The sequence below is a fragment of the Mucilaginibacter gotjawali genome (assembly GCF_002355435.1).
Lineage (GTDB): Bacteria > Bacteroidota > Bacteroidia > Sphingobacteriales > Sphingobacteriaceae > Mucilaginibacter > Mucilaginibacter gotjawali.
This window is the reverse complement of the sequence record NZ_AP017313.1, coordinates 3,131,967-3,150,161: the sequence shown is the minus strand read 5'-3', so window position 1 is coordinate 3,150,161 and position 18,195 is coordinate 3,131,967. Positions and strand designations below refer to the sequence as shown.

Annotated in this window: 13 protein-coding genes; 10 read left to right on the top strand and 3 right to left on the bottom strand. The window is 43.3% G+C overall.

The annotated features are described in order from the left end of the window. Window positions 1–329: 329 nt before the first annotated feature. Window positions 330–887, bottom strand: coding sequence for a YciE/YciF ferroxidase family protein (locus MgSA37_RS14050; RefSeq protein ID WP_096352755.1), 558 nt, complete (start codon window positions 885–887; stop codon window positions 330–332). Between the two features lie 192 nt (window positions 888–1,079). Between MgSA37_RS14050 and MgSA37_RS14045 the strand changes: the two genes are divergently transcribed. The 5 genes from MgSA37_RS14045 (at window position 1,080) to MgSA37_RS14015 (ending at window position 7,338) form a co-directional block, all read left to right on the top strand. Next, window positions 1,080–2,015 (top strand): manganese catalase family protein, encoded by a 936-nt coding sequence (locus MgSA37_RS14045; RefSeq protein WP_096352754.1) that lies wholly within the window; start codon window positions 1,080–1,082, stop codon window positions 2,013–2,015. Next, a complete protein-coding gene (locus MgSA37_RS29110) occupies window positions 1,966–3,759 on the top strand; it encodes a DUF892 family protein (protein WP_232010863.1) in 1,794 nt (597 codons plus the stop codon). The genes MgSA37_RS14045 and MgSA37_RS29110 overlap by 50 nt, the downstream gene beginning before the upstream one ends. Before the next feature lie 390 nt (window positions 3,760–4,149). Then, window positions 4,150–4,443 carry a hypothetical protein gene (locus MgSA37_RS14025; protein ID WP_096352752.1) on the top strand — a complete coding sequence of 98 codons (294 nt, stop codon included), beginning with the start codon at window positions 4,150–4,152 and terminating at the stop codon, window positions 4,441–4,443. After that, window positions 4,440–5,507: an SDR family oxidoreductase gene (locus MgSA37_RS14020; protein WP_096352751.1), complete on the top strand. Its 1,068-nt coding sequence runs from the start codon at window positions 4,440–4,442 to the stop codon at window positions 5,505–5,507. The genes MgSA37_RS14025 and MgSA37_RS14020 overlap by 4 nt, the downstream gene beginning before the upstream one ends. A gap of 343 nt (window positions 5,508–5,850) precedes the next feature. After that, window positions 5,851–7,338, top strand: coding sequence for a hypothetical protein (locus MgSA37_RS14015; RefSeq protein ID WP_157750575.1), 1,488 nt, complete (start codon window positions 5,851–5,853; stop codon window positions 7,336–7,338). Between the two features lie 119 nt (window positions 7,339–7,457). Here the strand turns inward: MgSA37_RS14015 and MgSA37_RS14010 are convergent, their stop codons facing one another. Next, complete coding sequence (locus tag MgSA37_RS14010; RefSeq protein WP_096357491.1) at window positions 7,458–8,459, bottom strand: 2-hydroxyacid dehydrogenase; 1,002 nt, start codon at window positions 8,457–8,459, stop codon at window positions 7,458–7,460. Between the two features lie 157 nt (window positions 8,460–8,616). Between MgSA37_RS14010 and MgSA37_RS14005 the strand changes: the two genes are divergently transcribed. Further along, complete coding sequence (locus MgSA37_RS14005) at window positions 8,617–9,087, top strand: hypothetical protein (RefSeq protein ID WP_157750574.1); 471 nt, start codon at window positions 8,617–8,619, stop codon at window positions 9,085–9,087. A gap of 281 nt (window positions 9,088–9,368) precedes the next feature. Continuing rightward, window positions 9,369–11,828 carry a hypothetical protein gene (locus MgSA37_RS14000; protein ID WP_197706135.1) on the top strand — a complete coding sequence of 820 codons (2,460 nt, stop codon included), beginning with the start codon at window positions 9,369–9,371 and terminating at the stop codon, window positions 11,826–11,828. 77 nt (window positions 11,829–11,905) lie between these two features. On the opposite strand, the gene MgSA37_RS13995 is transcribed toward MgSA37_RS14000, so the two are convergent. Continuing rightward, window positions 11,906–12,712: an SDR family oxidoreductase gene (locus tag MgSA37_RS13995; RefSeq protein ID WP_096352746.1), complete on the bottom strand. Its 807-nt coding sequence runs from the start codon at window positions 12,710–12,712 to the stop codon at window positions 11,906–11,908. A 136-nt stretch (window positions 12,713–12,848) separates the two neighbouring features. On the opposite strand from MgSA37_RS13995, the gene MgSA37_RS13990 reads away from it, so the two are divergent. From MgSA37_RS13990 to MgSA37_RS13980, 3 genes are all read left to right on the top strand, one after another. Continuing rightward, complete coding sequence (locus tag MgSA37_RS13990; protein WP_096352745.1) at window positions 12,849–13,331, top strand: DUF4395 domain-containing protein; 483 nt, start codon at window positions 12,849–12,851, stop codon at window positions 13,329–13,331. A gap of 276 nt (window positions 13,332–13,607) precedes the next feature. After that, entirely contained in the window at window positions 13,608–16,700 is a 3,093-nt protein-coding gene (locus MgSA37_RS13985) for a SusC/RagA family TonB-linked outer membrane protein (protein ID WP_096352743.1), read from the top strand. Window positions 16,701–16,710: 10 nt separating this feature from the next. After that, window positions 16,711–18,093, top strand: coding sequence for a RagB/SusD family nutrient uptake outer membrane protein (locus MgSA37_RS13980; RefSeq protein WP_172885326.1), 1,383 nt, complete (start codon window positions 16,711–16,713; stop codon window positions 18,091–18,093). Window positions 18,094–18,195: the final 102 nt, after the last annotated feature.

Genomic DNA, 18,195 nt, shown 5'->3' with positions numbered 1-18,195 from the left:
CAGGCAAAAACCTCAAAATAACGACAATTACAATATGTAAATAAATTATATTTAATAAGTTACGTTTTTTTTGCCAGCCATACTCCTGGATAATTGGCATTGTAGTAATTCAATAACATCGGGATATTCCATACAACCTTCTTTTTGATAAATGTCAGGCGCTTTAAAAAAAGGGCAAACACCCTTATTTTATTGGCGAGATACAAGGGGTGCCGTGGACGGCATGACTCAACTTGCTGTTTAAGGTTTCTTTTGGCTATTAAATGAAAAAAGAAGGGCTGCCTTAGCAACCCTTCCATAAAAAATTATTGATACCTTGTGATTATCGCTTATTCTACTTCAGCGGCAGCGGCTTCGTTTACATAATTTTCTGCGACCTGTGTTAACAGCGAATCCGCGTTTTTTTCTTCCGCTAAGGTTTCGTCTAATAAATTTTGAGCCTCGCTAAAGCCCAATGTACCGGCTAAAGTGCGTAAGGTGCCATAAGAGGCAATTTCGTAATGTTCTACTTTTTGCGCAGCTGAAATGATAGCTACATCACGCACTTCGGTGCCTTTGTCAGTATCTGAAAGTAATTCGGTAGCTTCTTTCAATAAACCTTCCATCGCCAAACATTTTTTAGCAGTGGATTTTTCACCTACGGAGTCAAATACCAGCTCCAAACGTGTGATCTGATTTTTGGTTTCTTCCAGGTGATTGGTGATCGTTTGTTTCAGGTCCCCCGAGGTGGCGCCCTTGATCATTTTTGGCAAAGCTGCCGCTAAATGTTTTTCGGCCCAGTAAATGTCTTTTAATTCGTCAATGAATAATTCCTTTAAAGCGCTCTCGGCTTCTGGTGTGCGGCTTGCAGCTGCTGCAATCGCCTTTTTTGTTGTTTTTGTAGGCATGGTTTTAATTTTTTTGTGTGTGTTAATACTTAGTTAATCTGCTGCATTGATTATCGGGAATGCGAAATGCAATTCCTGTACCAAAAAACGTCATCCTTATTATTTTCTTAAAAAAATATTTTTTTAATTAGAAAGATTATTTTGGTCTCAAATTTGCATCTGCAGCAGTTCACTATTTAAAAACTACTGCTTATGTTTCACCACGTAAAATCTCTACAATTCAATGCCAGGGTTTCCCGCCCTGATCCGCGTTTTGCTAACCTGTTATTGGAGCAATTCGGCGGAGAGAACGGGGAACTTGCCGCAGCCATGCAATATTTCACCCAGGCATTTGGCGCGAAAGTGCCGCATCCCGATAAATACGATATGCTGATGGATATCGCGACCGAGGAATTCAGTCACCTCGAAATTGTCGGCGCTACTATACAGATGTTGTTAAAAGGGGTCAACGGTGCGCTGAAAGATGCCGCTGAACAAAGCGAAATTATGGTCGCCATGAATGGCAAAGCTGCTAAGGAAAGCGTCATTCATGCTGCCTTATCGGCCAATCCGCAATTCCCGATCATTACCGGCGGCGGTCCTACACCGCGTAACAGCCAGGGCATCCCCTGGTGCGCGTCCTATATTAACTCCAATGGTGACCTAACGGTTGATTTGCGTACAAATCTGGCATCGGAGTCAAGGGCCAAATTGGTGTACGAACATTTGATGAAGTTTACCGATGATCCGTATATCCATGAAACGCTGTCATTTTTAATGACCCGTGAAGTAACGCATTATAAAATGTTTGAAGCAGCTTTAGACAGTATCCAGCCGAATTTCCCGCCGGGCGTCCTGGCTGCTGATCCCCGGTACCTGCAAAATGTCTATAACCTTTCCGAAGGTACCGTTCGCGGCCCCTGGAACGAAGGCGAGATCAAAGGGATGGGCAAGGAATTTATTTATATCGAAAAACCGCTGGAGCAGGTACAGCAAACCCGGGGGCAGACCAAACTGCCGGAAAATTTCAGCAAGGAACTGAAAAGTACCGAAAAATTGGACAAAGAAATGAGCGAAATCAAAAGCGCCGAAGTGAAAAATGCTGAACCGGAAGGAGTGGCGCAATGGAGTAGCTATGATGGAAAATAATTTCGATACCGGATTACGGGAACTGGCGGACAGCAGTTTTATGGTGGTGCCGGGTACCACGGATATTACCGGCTGGTCTGTATTGGATCAGCGCGGGCAGGTGATCGGCGAAATCGCAGGTCTACTATTTGACGAACATGATGCCAGTGTACGTTATCTCATCATTGCGTTGAGGGAGAATGCTGATTATCATGCAAAACGCATAGTAGTACCTGTTGGCCTGGCAAAGAGCCGGCCAGCTGACCTGACAATCATTCTACCGGAGGTAAGTGACGGTCAAATTGCCGCTTTACCGGCCTATGAAGGCGTATCAAGGCTGGCACCGGATGTTGAGATGTCGATACGGAATCTGTTGGAGGGGCATGGTCATGCACCCTATGAACACCCTCAATTTTATGCGCATGCGCATTTTAACGAAGACAGGCTTTACGATACTACGGATATTTCTGCAGCGCCTGCCGAAGTAACAGAAGCCCGCGCAGAACGTGCCCGCCGAATCGTAGCCAGGCTCGATCATGCCGGCGAACTACAAAATAACCAAAAACTAATTAATAACTATTTACCTATGGAAATCTCTGAAAAAGCGCTTGATGTGATCAACGACCTGATCAAGATCAATAATGACCGCGTAGCGGGTTTTGAAAAAGCAGGCACCGACCTGGAAGGCGACGACAATGGCTTGATCGCCGTGTTTAACAAACTGGCCGGAGAAAGCCAGCAATATGTGGTCGAACTGACCGATATCGTCCAGCAATATGGCGGGGAAGCGGCCGAAGGCACCAGCACTTCTGGCGACCTGCACCGCGCCTGGATTGATATAAAGGCCACGTTTACCGGTAATGATTTGTTAGCGGTATTGAATGAATGCGAACGCGGCGAAGACGCTGCCAAAGCCGCTTACCGTGACGCGCTGTACCCGCAAAACGAACTTAGTCCGGAACTGGTTCAAGTCTTGCAGCTCCAGCAACAGGGAATTACTGAAGGTCATAACCTGATCAAATCTTTACGTGACCAGGTTGAAACAGATGACACGGAAGGTCAAAATGATCAACCTGTGTATCAGGAATTAAATATGAACAACGGGGATACCGGCGAAACTTTGTTCGACGGCGAAGCGCCGGTTGCAGAACCCTCTTTTGATGGCGCAGCAGGCGAGTACCAGCAGGCTGCCGGTTATGCACCGGAACCTGGAAGCATTGAACATGGGGAAGAATGGCAGGAAGAACAAGTCCCTTCATCGGGCAACTCCAAATTGATGGAATTCTTTGTTGACGAATTAAAAGACTTGCTTTGGGCCGAAAGAAAATTGGTAGATACCTTACCGGATATGGCCGAAGCGGCAACGTCGCAGGAGCTAAAAACGGCCTTTATCAATCATCTGGCAGAAACCGAGGTTCATGTGAGCCGTTTAGAGCAAATATTTGGCATCCTTGGCCTGGAACCGGAAACCACTAAATGCGACGCGATGTCGGGTATCGTCGATGAAGGCGATGAGGTCATCAGTCATACGGATGAAGGCTCCGCTCAACGCGATGTCGGTTTGATTTTCGCCGGCCAGAAAGCTGAGCATTACGAAATTGCCTCTTATGGCGGTATGATCAGCCTGGCTAAAACACTGGGTTATTACGAGATCGCCGAATTATTGGTTTTAACCATTGATGAAGAAAAAACGGCTGATGCGCTTTTAACACAGATAGCTGAGAACCATGTGAACTACGAAGCCAGTACAGAAACGGCTGATTAAATTGAATATGAGGAATGAATTGTGAGAGGATAAGAAGAGCCGCGTTAAGCGGCTTTTCTGCTTAACCTACATTGATAATAATATACGTAGTCGGCAATTTGGTATTGTAACCCCGGCAACTGGCCTCGTAACAATCAATTGGATATTTTATCTAAGTTTCGCACCATAATCAAAAATACCCATTCTATGGTAATCTTACCCCCACATCAATATCATGAACTGGCAGGTCCTTTAGAAAAAGTTACCTTCAATCATTTGTTTGCTGATGCGGTTATCAGCGGGAGGGTTTCGGGCTGGCCATTAAATTAGGTTTTGAACCTGTATTATCGTTTTAAATATATAGTTGCTCAGGTATAAAACTTAAATAGGTTGTATTGCTTATGTAAGCCTATGGCAACTATCAGAAATATTCAGCCACTCAGCGCAGAAAAGCTGTTTGACGTATTAAAAACAGATTTCGCAGCTTATATCAATCAAAAACTGGGATCTAATCTCGCCATCGAATACGCTCACGTATTTGATGAGATCAATTTATCGTTCCCCGAAGTGATCGCGGGACCGGCGCTGAATATAACCGTGACGGAAGATGAATTGACCGTCATCGTTTTGGCTGGTGAGAGTGATTATAACACGGATTTACTTGAGGAGCACCTGATCAGTTTCCTGGAACAGCAGGCATCATGAGTAACATCGCCCTGGTAGTGGGCGCCAGCGGCATCACCGGCAGTAACCTTGCCAAACAACTTCTGACCGAAGGATGGGAAACTTATGGCCTGGCACGGAATCCGACTGATGAGATCAGCGGCTTAAATCCTGTGACAGCAGATCTTTTAGATAAAAGAAAATTGCAGATCGCCTTAGCTGATATTTCGCCGACGCATATCTATATCACCACCTGGATGCGGAATGCTACCGAAGCGGAGAATATCCGGGTGAATGGCCTGATGATCCGTAACCTGCTCGATGTGCTATCTCCGAAAAAGTCGGTTCAGCATGTTGCTTTGGTTACAGGGCTTAAGCATTATCTTGGCCCGTTTGAGGCTTATGCCAGGGAAGGTTTTTTACCCGAGACCCCCTTACGCGAAGAGCACCCGCGCCTAAATATGGAGAACTTTTATTATGCCCAGGAGGACGAAATTTATGCTGCCGCCGAACGCGACGGCTTTAGCTGGAGCGTCCACCGCCCGCACACCGTGATTGGCCAGGCCGTTGGCAATGCCATGAACTTAGGCACGACCTTAGCTGTCTATGCTTCGATCTGCAAGGAAACAGGCAGACCCTTTATCTTTCCTGGTTCAGCAGCGCAATGGAACGGCTTATCCGATGTTACAGATGCCCGGGTTTTGGCCGCTCAATTATTATGGGCTTCGACAACTGTTGCTGCCCGTAACCAGGCTTTCAATATTGTAAACGGCGACGTTTTTAGATGGAGCCGCTTATGGAACCGGATCGCTGCGTATTTTGGCGTAGAGGCTGCGGGTTTCGACGGCACTATCCATCCATTGGAACAAACTATGGCGAACGACGGTCAGATTTGGCAACAGATCGCTGAAAAATATGAATTGAAAGAAGCTAAACTCACCCGCCTGGCCAGCCCCTGGCATACCGACCTGGATCTGGGCAGACCCATTGAGGTCATGACCGATATGTCCAAAAGCCGCAAGTTGGGCTTTACTGCTTACCAGGATACCGAGGAAAGTTTTTATGATTTGATTGAACAATTGAGGACGTCCCGATTGATCCCCTGAAATAAAGAACTTTGCGTATGGAACTGGCCGGTGTCCCGGCTCCGGGCATGCACCATAATCTTCCTGGCAGCGGCATGGTAATCATCGGTAAAACCCGCCGATACCTCTGAATCCGCATACCATGATCAAAAATTCTATACCTTCTTTATTTTCAGTATATCAGTACTTTCCGGATCGGCAAACGGGCATATAAAATATCCGACAACCAAACAACAGATAAACCAGCCTTAATCCTTATTGCATCGCCGGGAACTCACAAAAAAAATCACAATTATTTAAAGCCTTTTGTTTGATTAAAGTATAGTATATCTATATTTACCTTTCAACCTAAATTAAAAAATAAATGAGATTTTCCCGTCGTAGCTATTTTGTCAGCCTGTTGCTTTTATTGTGGTCGTTTTTTGCAATTGCGCAACGTGACTCAATGGTGTATAAAAACCTTGCTAAAAAGACTTTGGGCGTAACATCTTCCTTTAAAATAGACGAAAACAGGGCAGTACTCCATGTAAGGCTTACCGATAGCACTTTCGGACTCATTGGATTGGATAACAAAATGCAGGTTTTATGGAGAAACCAATTTAAAGGATATGGTGTGGCCGCCGGAATGTTTAAGGGGGCAGTCCTGGCAATAGCCGATTCTGCTTATTATTCAAAACACGAGACAGATCATACTTTTCGCGCTTTTTTAATTGATCCGCAATCCGGGAAAATTGTTTTGCAAAAAGAGATCTTCAGGCAGCATGCTAAACATGAGGAAAGAACTTCTTCATTGTTTCGGAATGATGGTTCGGATTTTAGTTTAATTGTTAGGCTGGCAGATATAAAAACACAGAGCCTATTTTATGGTCATTTAAGGGATAGCACGGAAGATTTGACGGTTGTAAGCCTGAACGATAAGCTTGAACCGGTTTACTTGAAGCCAAAATTCCCCGATGAAACTTTTATCGCTATGACAGGTAACGGGCATGGAGATCTCTTTATGTTAACTGCCCCTGGTGGCACCGCTTTACTTGCCCGGCGATATGAAAATGGCAGTACAGAGCCTTCGAAACCTATAACACTAAACTGTGATACCCTAAATGGATATGACCTGGAAATCGCATCTAATGCCATCACCCCCTCGCACGAAGACAGAAATATACTTTACCTCGCGCTTGCCCATGATAATCATAATAATGACAGGGAGCTTTATATGGGTAAGTTTGATTTCACAACAAACACAGCGCAATCTGCCAATGAGGTATTTACCGGCAAACACATCAGGGCGATGGAAAATAGCTTTGTTCAGGTGAGTCCGCAATTTGAAAAACCGAATATCGGTTCACAAAAAAAGGATATAACCGTAAGGTTTTTCCAGGAACATAACGGCCGGTTAATTGTGGCTGCGTCTGAATTTTATGTCGAAAAAAAAATGATCACTGTAGCCCAACTCGGCCCTGTTGGAGTGGGCTATACTGTTGTTTCTTCCTATTTCGAAAAAGCACTCATCATCAATGGTTATGACCAAAACCTTAAACAACAATTTCAACAGTTATTGCCCGTATATTATGACGGCAAGGGGCCGGCAACTTCGTGCTTTGCGGTTAATGAAAACACGTTAAAAATAATCAGCAACAACGAGGGTGAAAACACAGAAAGATTTCCAGCCTATGGTGAACTTGATCTATCGACCGGAAAGTGGTTAAATATGGTACTGCTAAAGGGCGGCGAACAATATGTTGCTGATGCACACGTCATCTGGTTTACTAATTCATTTGTAGTCCCTTCCAACTGGTCACCCGGAATTTTTTCGGGTAAATATGATATCGATCTGTTCCGGTACTCGTTTTAAGTGTTGGGTGTTACCTGTAATGAGTTCGACGATGTTTAGTTCAAAAATCCCAAAGGATACAGGAGCTGATGAAATGCTGCAGCTCAAAAATTGAGCCTGTTCGTTCTGTTACAAGCACTTTATACCTTTACAACCACCGCCGCATCCGGCGCAATCCCCTCACTTAACTGCCTGATGTTATTTAGCGTAGTTTCAGCGATCTGCGCAAGTGCATCTTCAGTAAAAAATGCCTGGTGGCCGGTAACCAGCACATTTGGGAAGCTCATCAGCCGCTGTATAGTATCATCTTCAATAATACTTCCTGACAGGTCTTTAAAAAACAAGCGATCCTCCTGTTCGTAAACATCAATACCCAGGTAGGCCAGGCGGCCGGTTTTAAGGGCTGCAATAACAGCGTGTGTATCTATCAAAGCCCCGCGGCTGGTATTGATCAGTGTGGCGCCGTGTTTCATCAAGCCAAGCGTCTCCTTGTTGATGAGGTGGTGACTTTCGGGGGTGAGCGGGCAATGCAGGGAGATAATATCTGCCTGTTGCAGCACTTCCTCAAAAGAAATGTAATCAACTCCGGCAGCAATCAACTCCTGATCTTTATAAAGGTCAAACGCCAGCACTTTGCACCCGAAACCAAGCATAATCTTACAAAAAGCCTTACCGATCCGTCCGGTAGCAATCACGCCAACCGTTTTGCCGTGCATATTAAAACCTAACAGGCCGTTTAACGAAAAATTTTGTTCCCTTACCCGATTGTAAGCTTTATGGGTTTTGCGGTTAAGGGTTAACAGCATCGCCACGGCATGTTCCGCAACGGCCTCGGGCGAATACGCGGGTACGCGGCATACGGTAATACCGTGTTTTTTGGCCGCAGCCAGGTCAATGTTATTAAACCCGGCGCAGCGCAACGCAATTACCTTTACGCCTTTAGCCGCAAGCACATCAATCACTTCTCCGGTCAGGTTATCATTTACAAATACACAAACGGCATAGGTGCCCTCATCTACGGCGTTAACAATATGCGGCCCAAGGTGGGTTTCCAGGTATTCCAGTTCAAAACCATAGGTGGCATTATGCTGGTTAAACGTAATAATATCATAAGGCTTTGCCGAAAAGAAAAGTATTTTCATAAACAGGTGCTGATGTATAGCGGCAAATTTAATGCAATACACCCAACATTTGTAATTTATATCAACGGTAGCTATCATAAGGCACGCTAAAGGTTGGTTCGTATTGATAATATTTTTTATATTTCATCATAATGAAATATATTTGAGTGTGAATCCATTGAAAACGAATCGCTTATCCGGTAAATACTATCTTTTTATTTTGCTGTTTTTAAGCGGATGCAGTAAAATGGTTTATACCCGGGAAGTGGTGGATCACCTGCATACCAAAGCGGACCTGGTAAAAGAATTAGGGGAACCGGATAAAAAGACTCCCTATCCGGGTTTTGAGGAATGGGTGTATTACCGGGATACTTTATCAACGTTAAATCAATCGGACACCCTCAGTAATTCAAGGATCGTTCCAATAAAGGATTCTTTAACAAACAAAATCGTTGCCCTGCATACAGCAAGTATTAAGTTTCATATTGATTCCGCAAACCGCATCATCAGTTATAAAAACGACGGCGTAAACCTCTCCAAAAAGGTAAAAGAAAATTTCGGCGCGTCTGTATTAGACGTATTAGCGGGTACATTGGTTATATTACTGGTTGTCGGCTACGAAATCGCAAAAGATAAAATCGACTTATAATCTAAATTTAATAATAACCATACTTCCGTAAATAAAGCACAAGTTGCCGCGATGAGTAATCTTCCCGTTAATTCAATTGCTTTTAAAAAATACCTTTAGCTGTTTGCAAAACCGGTTTTTTTAATTAGTATTGCAACTCAATAACCAAATATATCTTTCAAATATTTTAAAAACAGCATGTTATTTGGGGCCTTTTTTACTGGCCGCTTTTTATTGTTGTTTATTAAAAAGATGAGTTATAAAGATGAATAACGGTTTCAGGTTGATTTAACACTTTATTTATGGTACAGTTTAAGGTTGGGTTATCTTTATTGTTTGTTTGCCTGTTAGCAGGTTTCAGCGCCTTCGCTCAGCAGCTTACGCTTAAAGCTGCCGGCGACGCCCAAAATGGGTATCATGTTGATATTTATAACGGCCGGCAATTAGTGGTTACCAATACAGAGGAATTCTCCATGCAATTATTTAATCATGATTTAACCACCGTAGCCAATCTGGATCATTTAAAAGGCCAAAAATGGACCGGGAACGAAAACATGATTATGTTATCAAGCAATCTTTACCTGTCCGAATTTGATGCTGATCTGTCAATAACGGTAACCTACCAGGTGGTTAACTCAAATCTTGTCAAAAAAACCATCCAATTGTTCCAGCCATCTATGCCGGCGATGTATTATATATTAAAGGAAACAGCCAGGCCGGCAAATAAGCCACAGCGTTATGTAACTTTTGAGGAGGATAATTTCCCGGGGGGCTTTGCCCATGAGATGTTCCCGGCAGCAGGCTTTATAACCCCTGACAATAATGTTGTTGGTTTTTTAACTGATGCCGGTTATAAAAATCAGTACACCAGGAATACACGACGTCGTTTTAGCGGGCGTGATCAGGGCTTTACCGGTTTGCGCCGCCTGGCCGATCCGGATTTATTTTCTGTTGCTGAGCAATCGGAAAGGGCAAAAAATGATGATTATATCCGCCAAACCTTTGGCGAAATGTACAACCTTGATGCAGGCGACAGTACCTTATTAACCATTGATCCTGCAGACCAAAAAGCAGAGAATGCGGAACTTAGCCGCAGCGAAGGGCATATTTCCGTAACCTGCCATAGGGGAACCCAATCGGGCATTAATTTTATAACGCCGTTTAAAGATCAAAAGATTTACACGGTCTCTTTTTGGTATAAAGGGAACGCGGCGTTGGCATTAAAACTTTTCAGGCTTAAAAATGGACAAAAAACCGTAGAGCTTGAAGATGGAATGAAATACATCGATAACCTGCCGATAGACGAAAAAAAATGGACTTATTTTAAAAGAAGTATCCTGGTGCCTTACATTCAAAAAGACAGCGTATCGATGTTCATCGGCTCGGAATCAGGTAAGGAAGCTCAGTTTGACATAAAAGAACTTAAGATCATTGAAAATCATCCGCGAAAAGAACCTTACAATGTACTTCAGATAGGCGAAAGAGCGGAAAAAACCACGTACATTTTCGTTGAGCCATGGAAATCGCACCAGCAATTTATGATTTCAGCACAGACACGTTTGGCCGAAGGAAAGGGCTTTAAAGGTTCGGCGATTGAAAAAATGTTGTATGCCAATTTTAATATGCTCACCTGGATCACCGACGTTGACAATTTTAAGCCCTTTAATGTGCCCAATATGAACTATGCGCCGGATATGTACAACCGCGACTCTTTTTTCTCAACTGTTTCAACTTACAACAAAGAGTTGAACTTATCCATTTGGGAGGAGTGGGGCAAAACGCAAACATCCAAAGGCTCTATCGGTACCATCATTACACCGTTAATGGGTTCTGTTGAGGCAAAAGACAACGAAGCCACTATTGAATGGCTGATATGGGCAATGCTGAATAAACGCCGCTTTGGTGTACAGCTTCCGCATGAAAAAATTGAGAAAGCGGTTAATTATGTATTGAATGAGTTTGATCCCGGCAGGACCGGAAAATGCAGATCGCATTTTCCAATGAACCAACTGGATATCATTGATTACAACCCCAAAACCGACCGCCTGGCGGTTAATCAGGGAATGCTGGTGATCGCTTTAAAAGCAATTAAAGAGTTAGGCTTTTCCATATCAGATGCCTATATCCAAAAGGCGGAGAACGAATACCGCAATTTTTATGACGTAAAAAGGAAACACCTGTTATTTGACAGGAATTTCCCGGATATGATATCGCTTACGGACCTGGAGCCGGAATTTTTTTCGCTGTGGTTATTTAAAAAGCCGATACTAACAGATGAAATGGTGCAAAATGAACTGGAACAGATCCCTATACTGAATAAAGTTGCTAATTCACCGCACCCTGAATATGGCACTACGGCACCTATACTGATCAGGCTGACCAGGGATGCAAAGGGCTGGGCCTATCTGAGTGGCGATTACCAGCCTTTTGGAAAATTTGGCGAAGAAAATTACAGTGATGGAAAAACCGACGGCTTTTATTATAACGGCGGCAGCTGGTTCAGGCCTGAATATTGTGCTTATGTTGTGGGGTTAAAGCATGGCTGGAAAAAAGCCAGGCCCTTAATGGAAAACAGGGTGTGGGCCGAGATCTATCTGAATCCGAAATGGCCTTTCAGCAAGGAATTCACCCCGACAAAATGGGATACAACCGATAGCTGGTGGCCATCTACAAAAGGTTTGTGCTGGAATGTTTTTATCTTAATGGCAGATGAAGTAGCTGGTTTGCGTAAACCTGAAATGGATCCGGACTACCATAAGTAGGTGCAGGTATACAATTTTGTTTTTTATACGGCTGAATGGCCTGCACAAAGACGCAGGCCTTGATATATACTTTTGCGTCAAAATGTATAATCATTCAACTTCTTGAACTTGAATTCATATTTCAGCTCCGCTTTTAGGTTAACACTATTGACCACCTTCCAACTTTTCAATTCATTTATAAATCCGGGGGCGGGCATATTTGCTTTTGAAGTCAATTCGGCATAATAAGCTGCTTTCGCAGGATGATCGGGTGAACAGGCATTGTACAAATAGCTAAAAGCATCCTGATCTATCACAGCCATTGTTATTCCTACACAATCTGATTGATGAATAAGATTAACGGGTGCCAGCCCATTGGGGATATTGGTTTTACCCGCAAAAAAACGCCCCGGATGACGCCCCGGACCGATGAGCCCGCCGAAGCGGATTACCGAAGTTTTAAAAGAAGTTTCTTTTCGAAAAAGCTGCTCAGCTTCCCACAATATCAAACCCGAAGCGGTATCGGGCCTGGGGTCGTCAAGTTCATTTACTTCACGATTATATTCTCCATAAACCCCGGTTGAACTGATATAAATAATTTTTTTAACATGGTATTCAATACAGGCGTTGATGATCTGCTGAATTTTTGAGAGGTACCCGCTGCCTTCACCCGCCTTAAGCCTGGGCGGAATACTGATCACCATTACCTCACACTTAAAAAAAGTGGGGTCAAATGCTTTTTGCTCATTATCAAACTTTACCAAATAGGGCAGGATACCTGAATTACCGAGGGTTTCCAGTTTTTCAGGTGAAGTTGCAGAACCGTTAACAATTGTGCCTGTTTTTAAAAGATCAGCCGCCAGCGCCTTACCATACCAGCCGCAGCCTAAAATACTAACCACCATTTTTTCTAATTTGTTTCTTATGGGTCAAAATTGTAAAAGAAATCGGTACCATTTTACAAATTGCTTTAAAATAACATAAATAGTATTACTTTTGCATTGTCTATAAATTCCATAGACAATATATTTAATTATTAAAATGATCGAGTCAGAAATACAATATAAAAAACAAAATACTTTAGACTGCCCGGTGGATTTTGTAAAAGTGGATGAAAACAGGATAAGGGTAGTAGCTTTTTTTGTAGTGCTGTTTGTTTTGTTTTATGTAATTAATGGAAACCCTGTATCCATTGGCTTGTTGCTGGCTGATTTCCTGCTCAGGGCGTTCAATTTAAATGCTTATAGCCCGCTTGCTATTATAAGCGGGGCAGTAGTTAAACAATTAAGCCTGAAACCAAAACCGGTTGACCGTGCGCCTAAAAGGTTCGCCTCATTTATGGGCGTTGCTTTTTTATTTCTGGTGTTGATCAGCTTCTTATCAAATTTCATCGTGCTCTCAAAAGTTATTGCCGGTATAATGATCATTTTTGCGTCATTAGAGAGTTTTGCAGGCTTTTGTGCCGGATGCCATGTTTATACGTTGATCAATCGTTTTAAATTTTCCGATCAGGGCATAAAATAAAAGGTAACGTTGTCTATTGCCTTTTAACTCTATTTTATCCATTTAGGTTTGTTCCGGGTATTTTAGCCGCCAATTGGCTGCATTATAATCACTTTTCACCGTATTTACGTTTCGTTTTAAGCAACCAACAACTATGTTGCAATAGCTATATTTATATCATTTTATCTATTCTTGTACGATATCCTTAATAGAAAGTAAATATTTTTAATCATCTCGTTGTATTTGTAGATTTTTATTGGGAAATTACAATCCCCTTAACTCTTAAAAATATAGCTTATGAAGAAAAAATTACTCTCCTTTTTTCTCTTACTTTCATCTTTTTCCTGTATTTATGCTCAAAACAGGGTGATCAGTGGTAAAGTAACAGATCAAAAAGACGGATCACCCTTGCCCGGGGTAAGCGTGATCGTAAAAGGCTCACCTTCTGTGGGAACGCAAACAGATTTAAATGGTTTGTACACTTTGTCCTTACCAAAAGATGCCCGCACACTTATATTCAGGTACATCGGGTATAAAGAAGCTGACCTGCCCATTTCAGGCAATACCCTGAATGTTCAACTGGAAATTGATGCAAAACAACTAAATGAAGTGATCATAACAGTTGGATATGGTACGCAAAAACGGGCTAATGTAACCGGGGCTATTACCTCCATATCCGGTAAAGAGGTAGAAAATACCCCTGTAACCACCTTCGAGCAGGCTTTACAGGGTAAAACCTCTGGTGTAAACATCCAGGCAGACGGTGGCAAACTTGGCCAGGGGGTTAAAATCAGCATAAGGGGTGTTGCCTCTGTATCTGCCGGTACCCAGCCACTTGTCGTGGTCGATGGAATTATAATTAACCAAACAAACCTTTCCAGTAATGGCGCGGCTACAAACCCGCTTGCTGATATCGATTTTAATGATATTGAGTCGTATGAAGTTTTGAAAGATGCATCTGCATCAGCAATCTACGGCGCCCGCGCTTCAAATGGCGTCATCATCATCACCACGAAAAAAGGTAAGGCCGGAACAGCGAAAATTGGATTTGATGCGCAATTCGGGTTTAGCGAGCCATCACGCCACCGGCAGTTTTTAAACTCGCAGCAATGGCTGCAGATTGAGCAGCGTTCCGTACTTGGTGCTGCTAACCAGGATGTTTTAAACGGTTATGCCAGTACGCTGGCTGAGGCGCTGGCCAACGAAAGTTTGAACAGTACCTTTACAACGCTTGCTGCGGGAAATACCAAATGGGATAAATACAATACCGATTGGGAAAAACAGGCATTTCAGAGTGCGCCTCAACAGCAATATGACCTTAATTTTTCGGGCGGGAATGATAAAACCACCTATTATTTTGGCGGACAGGCCCTCAACCAGACCGGTATCATCAAGGCAAATGCTTTTCAGCGGTATTCAGGACGGGTGAATATTGATTCAAAGATCTTCAGTAACTTTGATGTGGGTATGAAGCTGGACTTTACGCATTCCTATAACCAGCGCGTTAGTAACGACGATCAGTTTAATACGCCACTGGAAATTGTAGCCTTATCGCCAATTACACCGGTAATTGATCCGCGTACCCATTTGGTTAGCGGTACGCCTCCCGGCGATCCTAACGGCGATTTTCCTTTGTATTATGATCCGCTGATTAGTGTTAACAATGCCTATTATCATGCTAATGTTAATCGCACGCTTGGCAATATTTATGCAAACTGGGATATCATTAATCATTTGACTTTCCGTTCAGAATTTGGCATGGATCAAACCAACCAAACAGAAGACAGCTATGCTAACAGCCTTACTGCAAGGGATACAGGCACACCAGACGGATTGGGCAACGATCAAACTACAAGTATTATCCATTACACCGTAAATAACTACTTTACCTATAAAAATTTATTCGCAAAAGATCATTCGCTGGAACTAACGGCCGGTACAAGTTATGAATACAGCCATTTGATGGCTAACTCGGTATCCGGTAAAAATTTCCCTTCGGATGCTTATAAAGAAATAGCTTCAGCAGCATTAATATCCGCAGGTTCTTCTTCGCAATCGGAATATAGTTTTGTATCCTATTTTACAAGGGCTAACTATGCTTACAAAGGCAAATACCTATTATCGGGAAGCGTGCGCACGGATGCATCATCGAGGTTTGGTGCAAATAACCGGTACGGAACCTTCCCGGCCGGATCTGTGGGATGGATATTGAGCCAGGAAGACTTTTTGAAAGATAGCCGCTCACTTAGCGAACTTAAGCTGAGGGCCAGCTACGGTTTAACAGGAAATGCCGAAATTGGCGATTATCCTTCTCTTGGTTTATTTACGGGGGATGCCGGCTATGACGGCACGGGCGGCCAGCGTTTTTCGCAACTGGCCAATCCTAATTTAAAATGGGAAAAAACACTGCAACTCGACTTAGGTTTCGACTTTGGATTTTTTAACAACCGTCTTTCCGGAACTTTTGACTATTACCGGAAAAATACCCGTGACCTGTTACTGAATGTAAATGTGCCCGAAACACTAGGTATCGCCACACAAACCCAAAACCTTGGCACCATGTACAACCAGGGATATGAACTTTCGTTAAGCTCAGATAATTTTGTTGGTAAATTCAAATGGAACACCAATTTCAATATATCCTACAATAAAAACGTGGTAACAAATGTAAGGGGCCAGATAATTAGCGACGGCGCCGACCTGAACCGTGTTATTGAAGGGCAGCAGATCGGCGTGTTCTACGGACGCGAATATGCGGGGGTAAACCCCGCAAATGGTGATGCGTTGTACTATTTGAATACTAAAAATAGCGACGGCTCGCTGAACAAGAGTACTACAAACGACTATAACGCTGCGCAAAATGTGGTATTGGGTAATCCAACGCCCAATATTACAGGCGGTATTACCAACACATTCTCCTACCAGGGGGTTGATCTGTCGTTTACTATTTATGGTTCATTTGGCAACAAAATATACAATGCAGCCGGGCAATACATGAGTACTGCTGCTGGCAATGGGCTTGATAACCAAACCATTGACCAGATGAAATACTGGAACAAGCCGGGCGACATTACCAATGTACCTGAACCTCGGGAGTTTTACGCCAATGGTACCAACCCTTCTAGCAGGTACTTGTCGAGCGGCTCCTATGTCAGGTTAAAAACATTGACCTTAGGCTACACTTTCCCTAAGGATATGCTGGCGAAGATCAAAGTAGACCGCCTCCGGATATTTGTGAATGCTTATAACCTGTTTTTAATTACAAAATATACCGGTTGGGATCCGGAAGTGAATACTGACTTTTTAGCCAGCAATATTAATCTTGGCGATGATTTTTATTCGGTGCCGCAACCACGTACGGTTACTTTTGGATTGAATGTTGGATTTTAAAACTAAAACGATGAAAAAACTTAACAAATTATATATTGGGGTTTTAGGCATGCTATTGGTATTTAGTGCCTGCAACAAAGATCTGAATCTTAAACCCTACCAGCAACTTGACCAGAGCCAGGCAATACTTACCGCCCAGGATGTACAGATCACCCTTGTGGGGGCCTATAACCGTGCCGGATTATCGGACCTTTATGGCGGCGGCGTATTCTTTTATCCCGACCTCATGGCCACGCAAACCACCATTGACTGGCACGGCACCTTCCAGCAATTAACCCAAATGACCAACCAGCAAATACCAAATGATAATAGTTTTGTAAACAGCCTGTGGCTTGATGCTTATGAGGTGATTAACCAGGCTAATAATGTAATAGCCAACCTGGATAAAGTGGCAGCCGGCGATAAAGAAAGGGTGGAAGGAGAGGCTAAATTTTTACGTGGCCTGACCTATTTTGATCTTGCCCGGATTTTCGGCAAAACATGGAATGATGGCGATCCAACCGTAAATCCGGGTGTGCCTATCGTGACCACACCTACAACAGTAATAAGCACATCTTCCTATGTGGCACGGTCATCGGTTTCGCAGGTTTACCAGCAGGCCATTACTGATCTTACTACTGCAGAAGCAAAACTACCGGCTGATAACAGTTATTCTGCAAGCAGCTTTTCCGCTGCAGCAATACTTGCCCGTTTGTACCTGCAAAAAGGTGATTATGCAAACGCGGCAACAGAGGCAACCAAAGTAATAAGTTCGGGTAACTATTCCCTTAACAAAACTTATGCCGCTGAATTTCCCTATCCAAACCAAACCGCAGTGCACGTTGATAACACATCCGAAGATGTATTTGCCATACAGGTAACTTCCCAACAGGGTGTAAATGGATTAAATACCTACTTCGCTTCATCCAATGACGGTGGCCGTGGAGATGTACACGTCGTACCGAGCTTTCTGAGTAATTTTGAGAGTGGCGATGCCCGGGCTGGAATGTTTCAGTATGATGACCCTACGGATCCTACCTCAACCCTAAGGTGCCATAAATTTGATAACGTGGATGGCAACGTCCACATTATCCGGCTGGCAGAGTTATACCTCATCAGGGCCGAAGCTAATTTACGAAAAGGCGGCACTCCAACAGGTGACTCACCGGTTAATGATATAAAAGTGATCAGGGGCAGGGCCGGTTTAACCACACCTGCCACAGTTACTGTTAACGATGTGCTGAACGAAAGGGTGAGGGAGCTGGCTTTTGAAGGCGGTTTCTTTTTCCATGATGCAAAAAGGCTGGGCCAAACCATCGGGACGCTACCTTTTAACTCAGATAAACTTGTATTCCCGATACCATTGCAGGATATTAATGCCAATCCAAATCTGAAACAAAACCCGGGGTATTGATTAACTTGAATCAATTTCAAATCATCAAACCATATATTAATTGATATGGTTTGATGATTTTTTGTTTTATCCTTAAATGGCAACCTTATAACCCGCTGGTAT

Excerpts from the sequence above, each read along its gene's own strand:
- MgSA37_RS14045 (WP_096352754.1), top strand. The coding sequence starts at position 1,080 with ATGTTTCACCACGTAAAATCTCTACAATTCAATGCCAGGGTTTCCCGC.
- MgSA37_RS14015 (WP_157750575.1), top strand. The coding sequence starts at position 5,851 with ATGAGATTTTCCCGTCGTAGCTATTTTGTCAGCCTGTTGCTTTTATTG.
- MgSA37_RS14050 (WP_096352755.1), bottom strand. The coding sequence starts at position 887 with ATGCCTACAAAAACAACAAAAAAGGCGATTGCAGCAGCTGCAAGCCGC.
- MgSA37_RS13995 (WP_096352746.1), bottom strand. The coding sequence starts at position 12,712 with ATGGTGGTTAGTATTTTAGGCTGCGGCTGGTATGGTAAGGCGCTGGCG.
- MgSA37_RS14025 (WP_096352752.1), top strand. The coding sequence starts at position 4,150 with ATGGCAACTATCAGAAATATTCAGCCACTCAGCGCAGAAAAGCTGTTT.
- MgSA37_RS29110 (WP_232010863.1), top strand. The coding sequence starts at position 1,966 with ATGCTGAACCGGAAGGAGTGGCGCAATGGAGTAGCTATGATGGAAAAT.
- MgSA37_RS13990 (WP_096352745.1), top strand. The coding sequence starts at position 12,849 with ATGATCGAGTCAGAAATACAATATAAAAAACAAAATACTTTAGACTGC.
- MgSA37_RS13980 (WP_172885326.1), top strand. The coding sequence starts at position 16,711 with ATGAAAAAACTTAACAAATTATATATTGGGGTTTTAGGCATGCTATTG.
- MgSA37_RS14020 (WP_096352751.1), top strand. The coding sequence starts at position 4,440 with ATGAGTAACATCGCCCTGGTAGTGGGCGCCAGCGGCATCACCGGCAGT.
- MgSA37_RS14000 (WP_197706135.1), top strand. The coding sequence starts at position 9,369 with ATGGTACAGTTTAAGGTTGGGTTATCTTTATTGTTTGTTTGCCTGTTA.
- MgSA37_RS14010 (WP_096357491.1), bottom strand. The coding sequence starts at position 8,459 with ATGAAAATACTTTTCTTTTCGGCAAAGCCTTATGATATTATTACGTTT.
- MgSA37_RS13985 (WP_096352743.1), top strand. The coding sequence starts at position 13,608 with ATGAAGAAAAAATTACTCTCCTTTTTTCTCTTACTTTCATCTTTTTCC.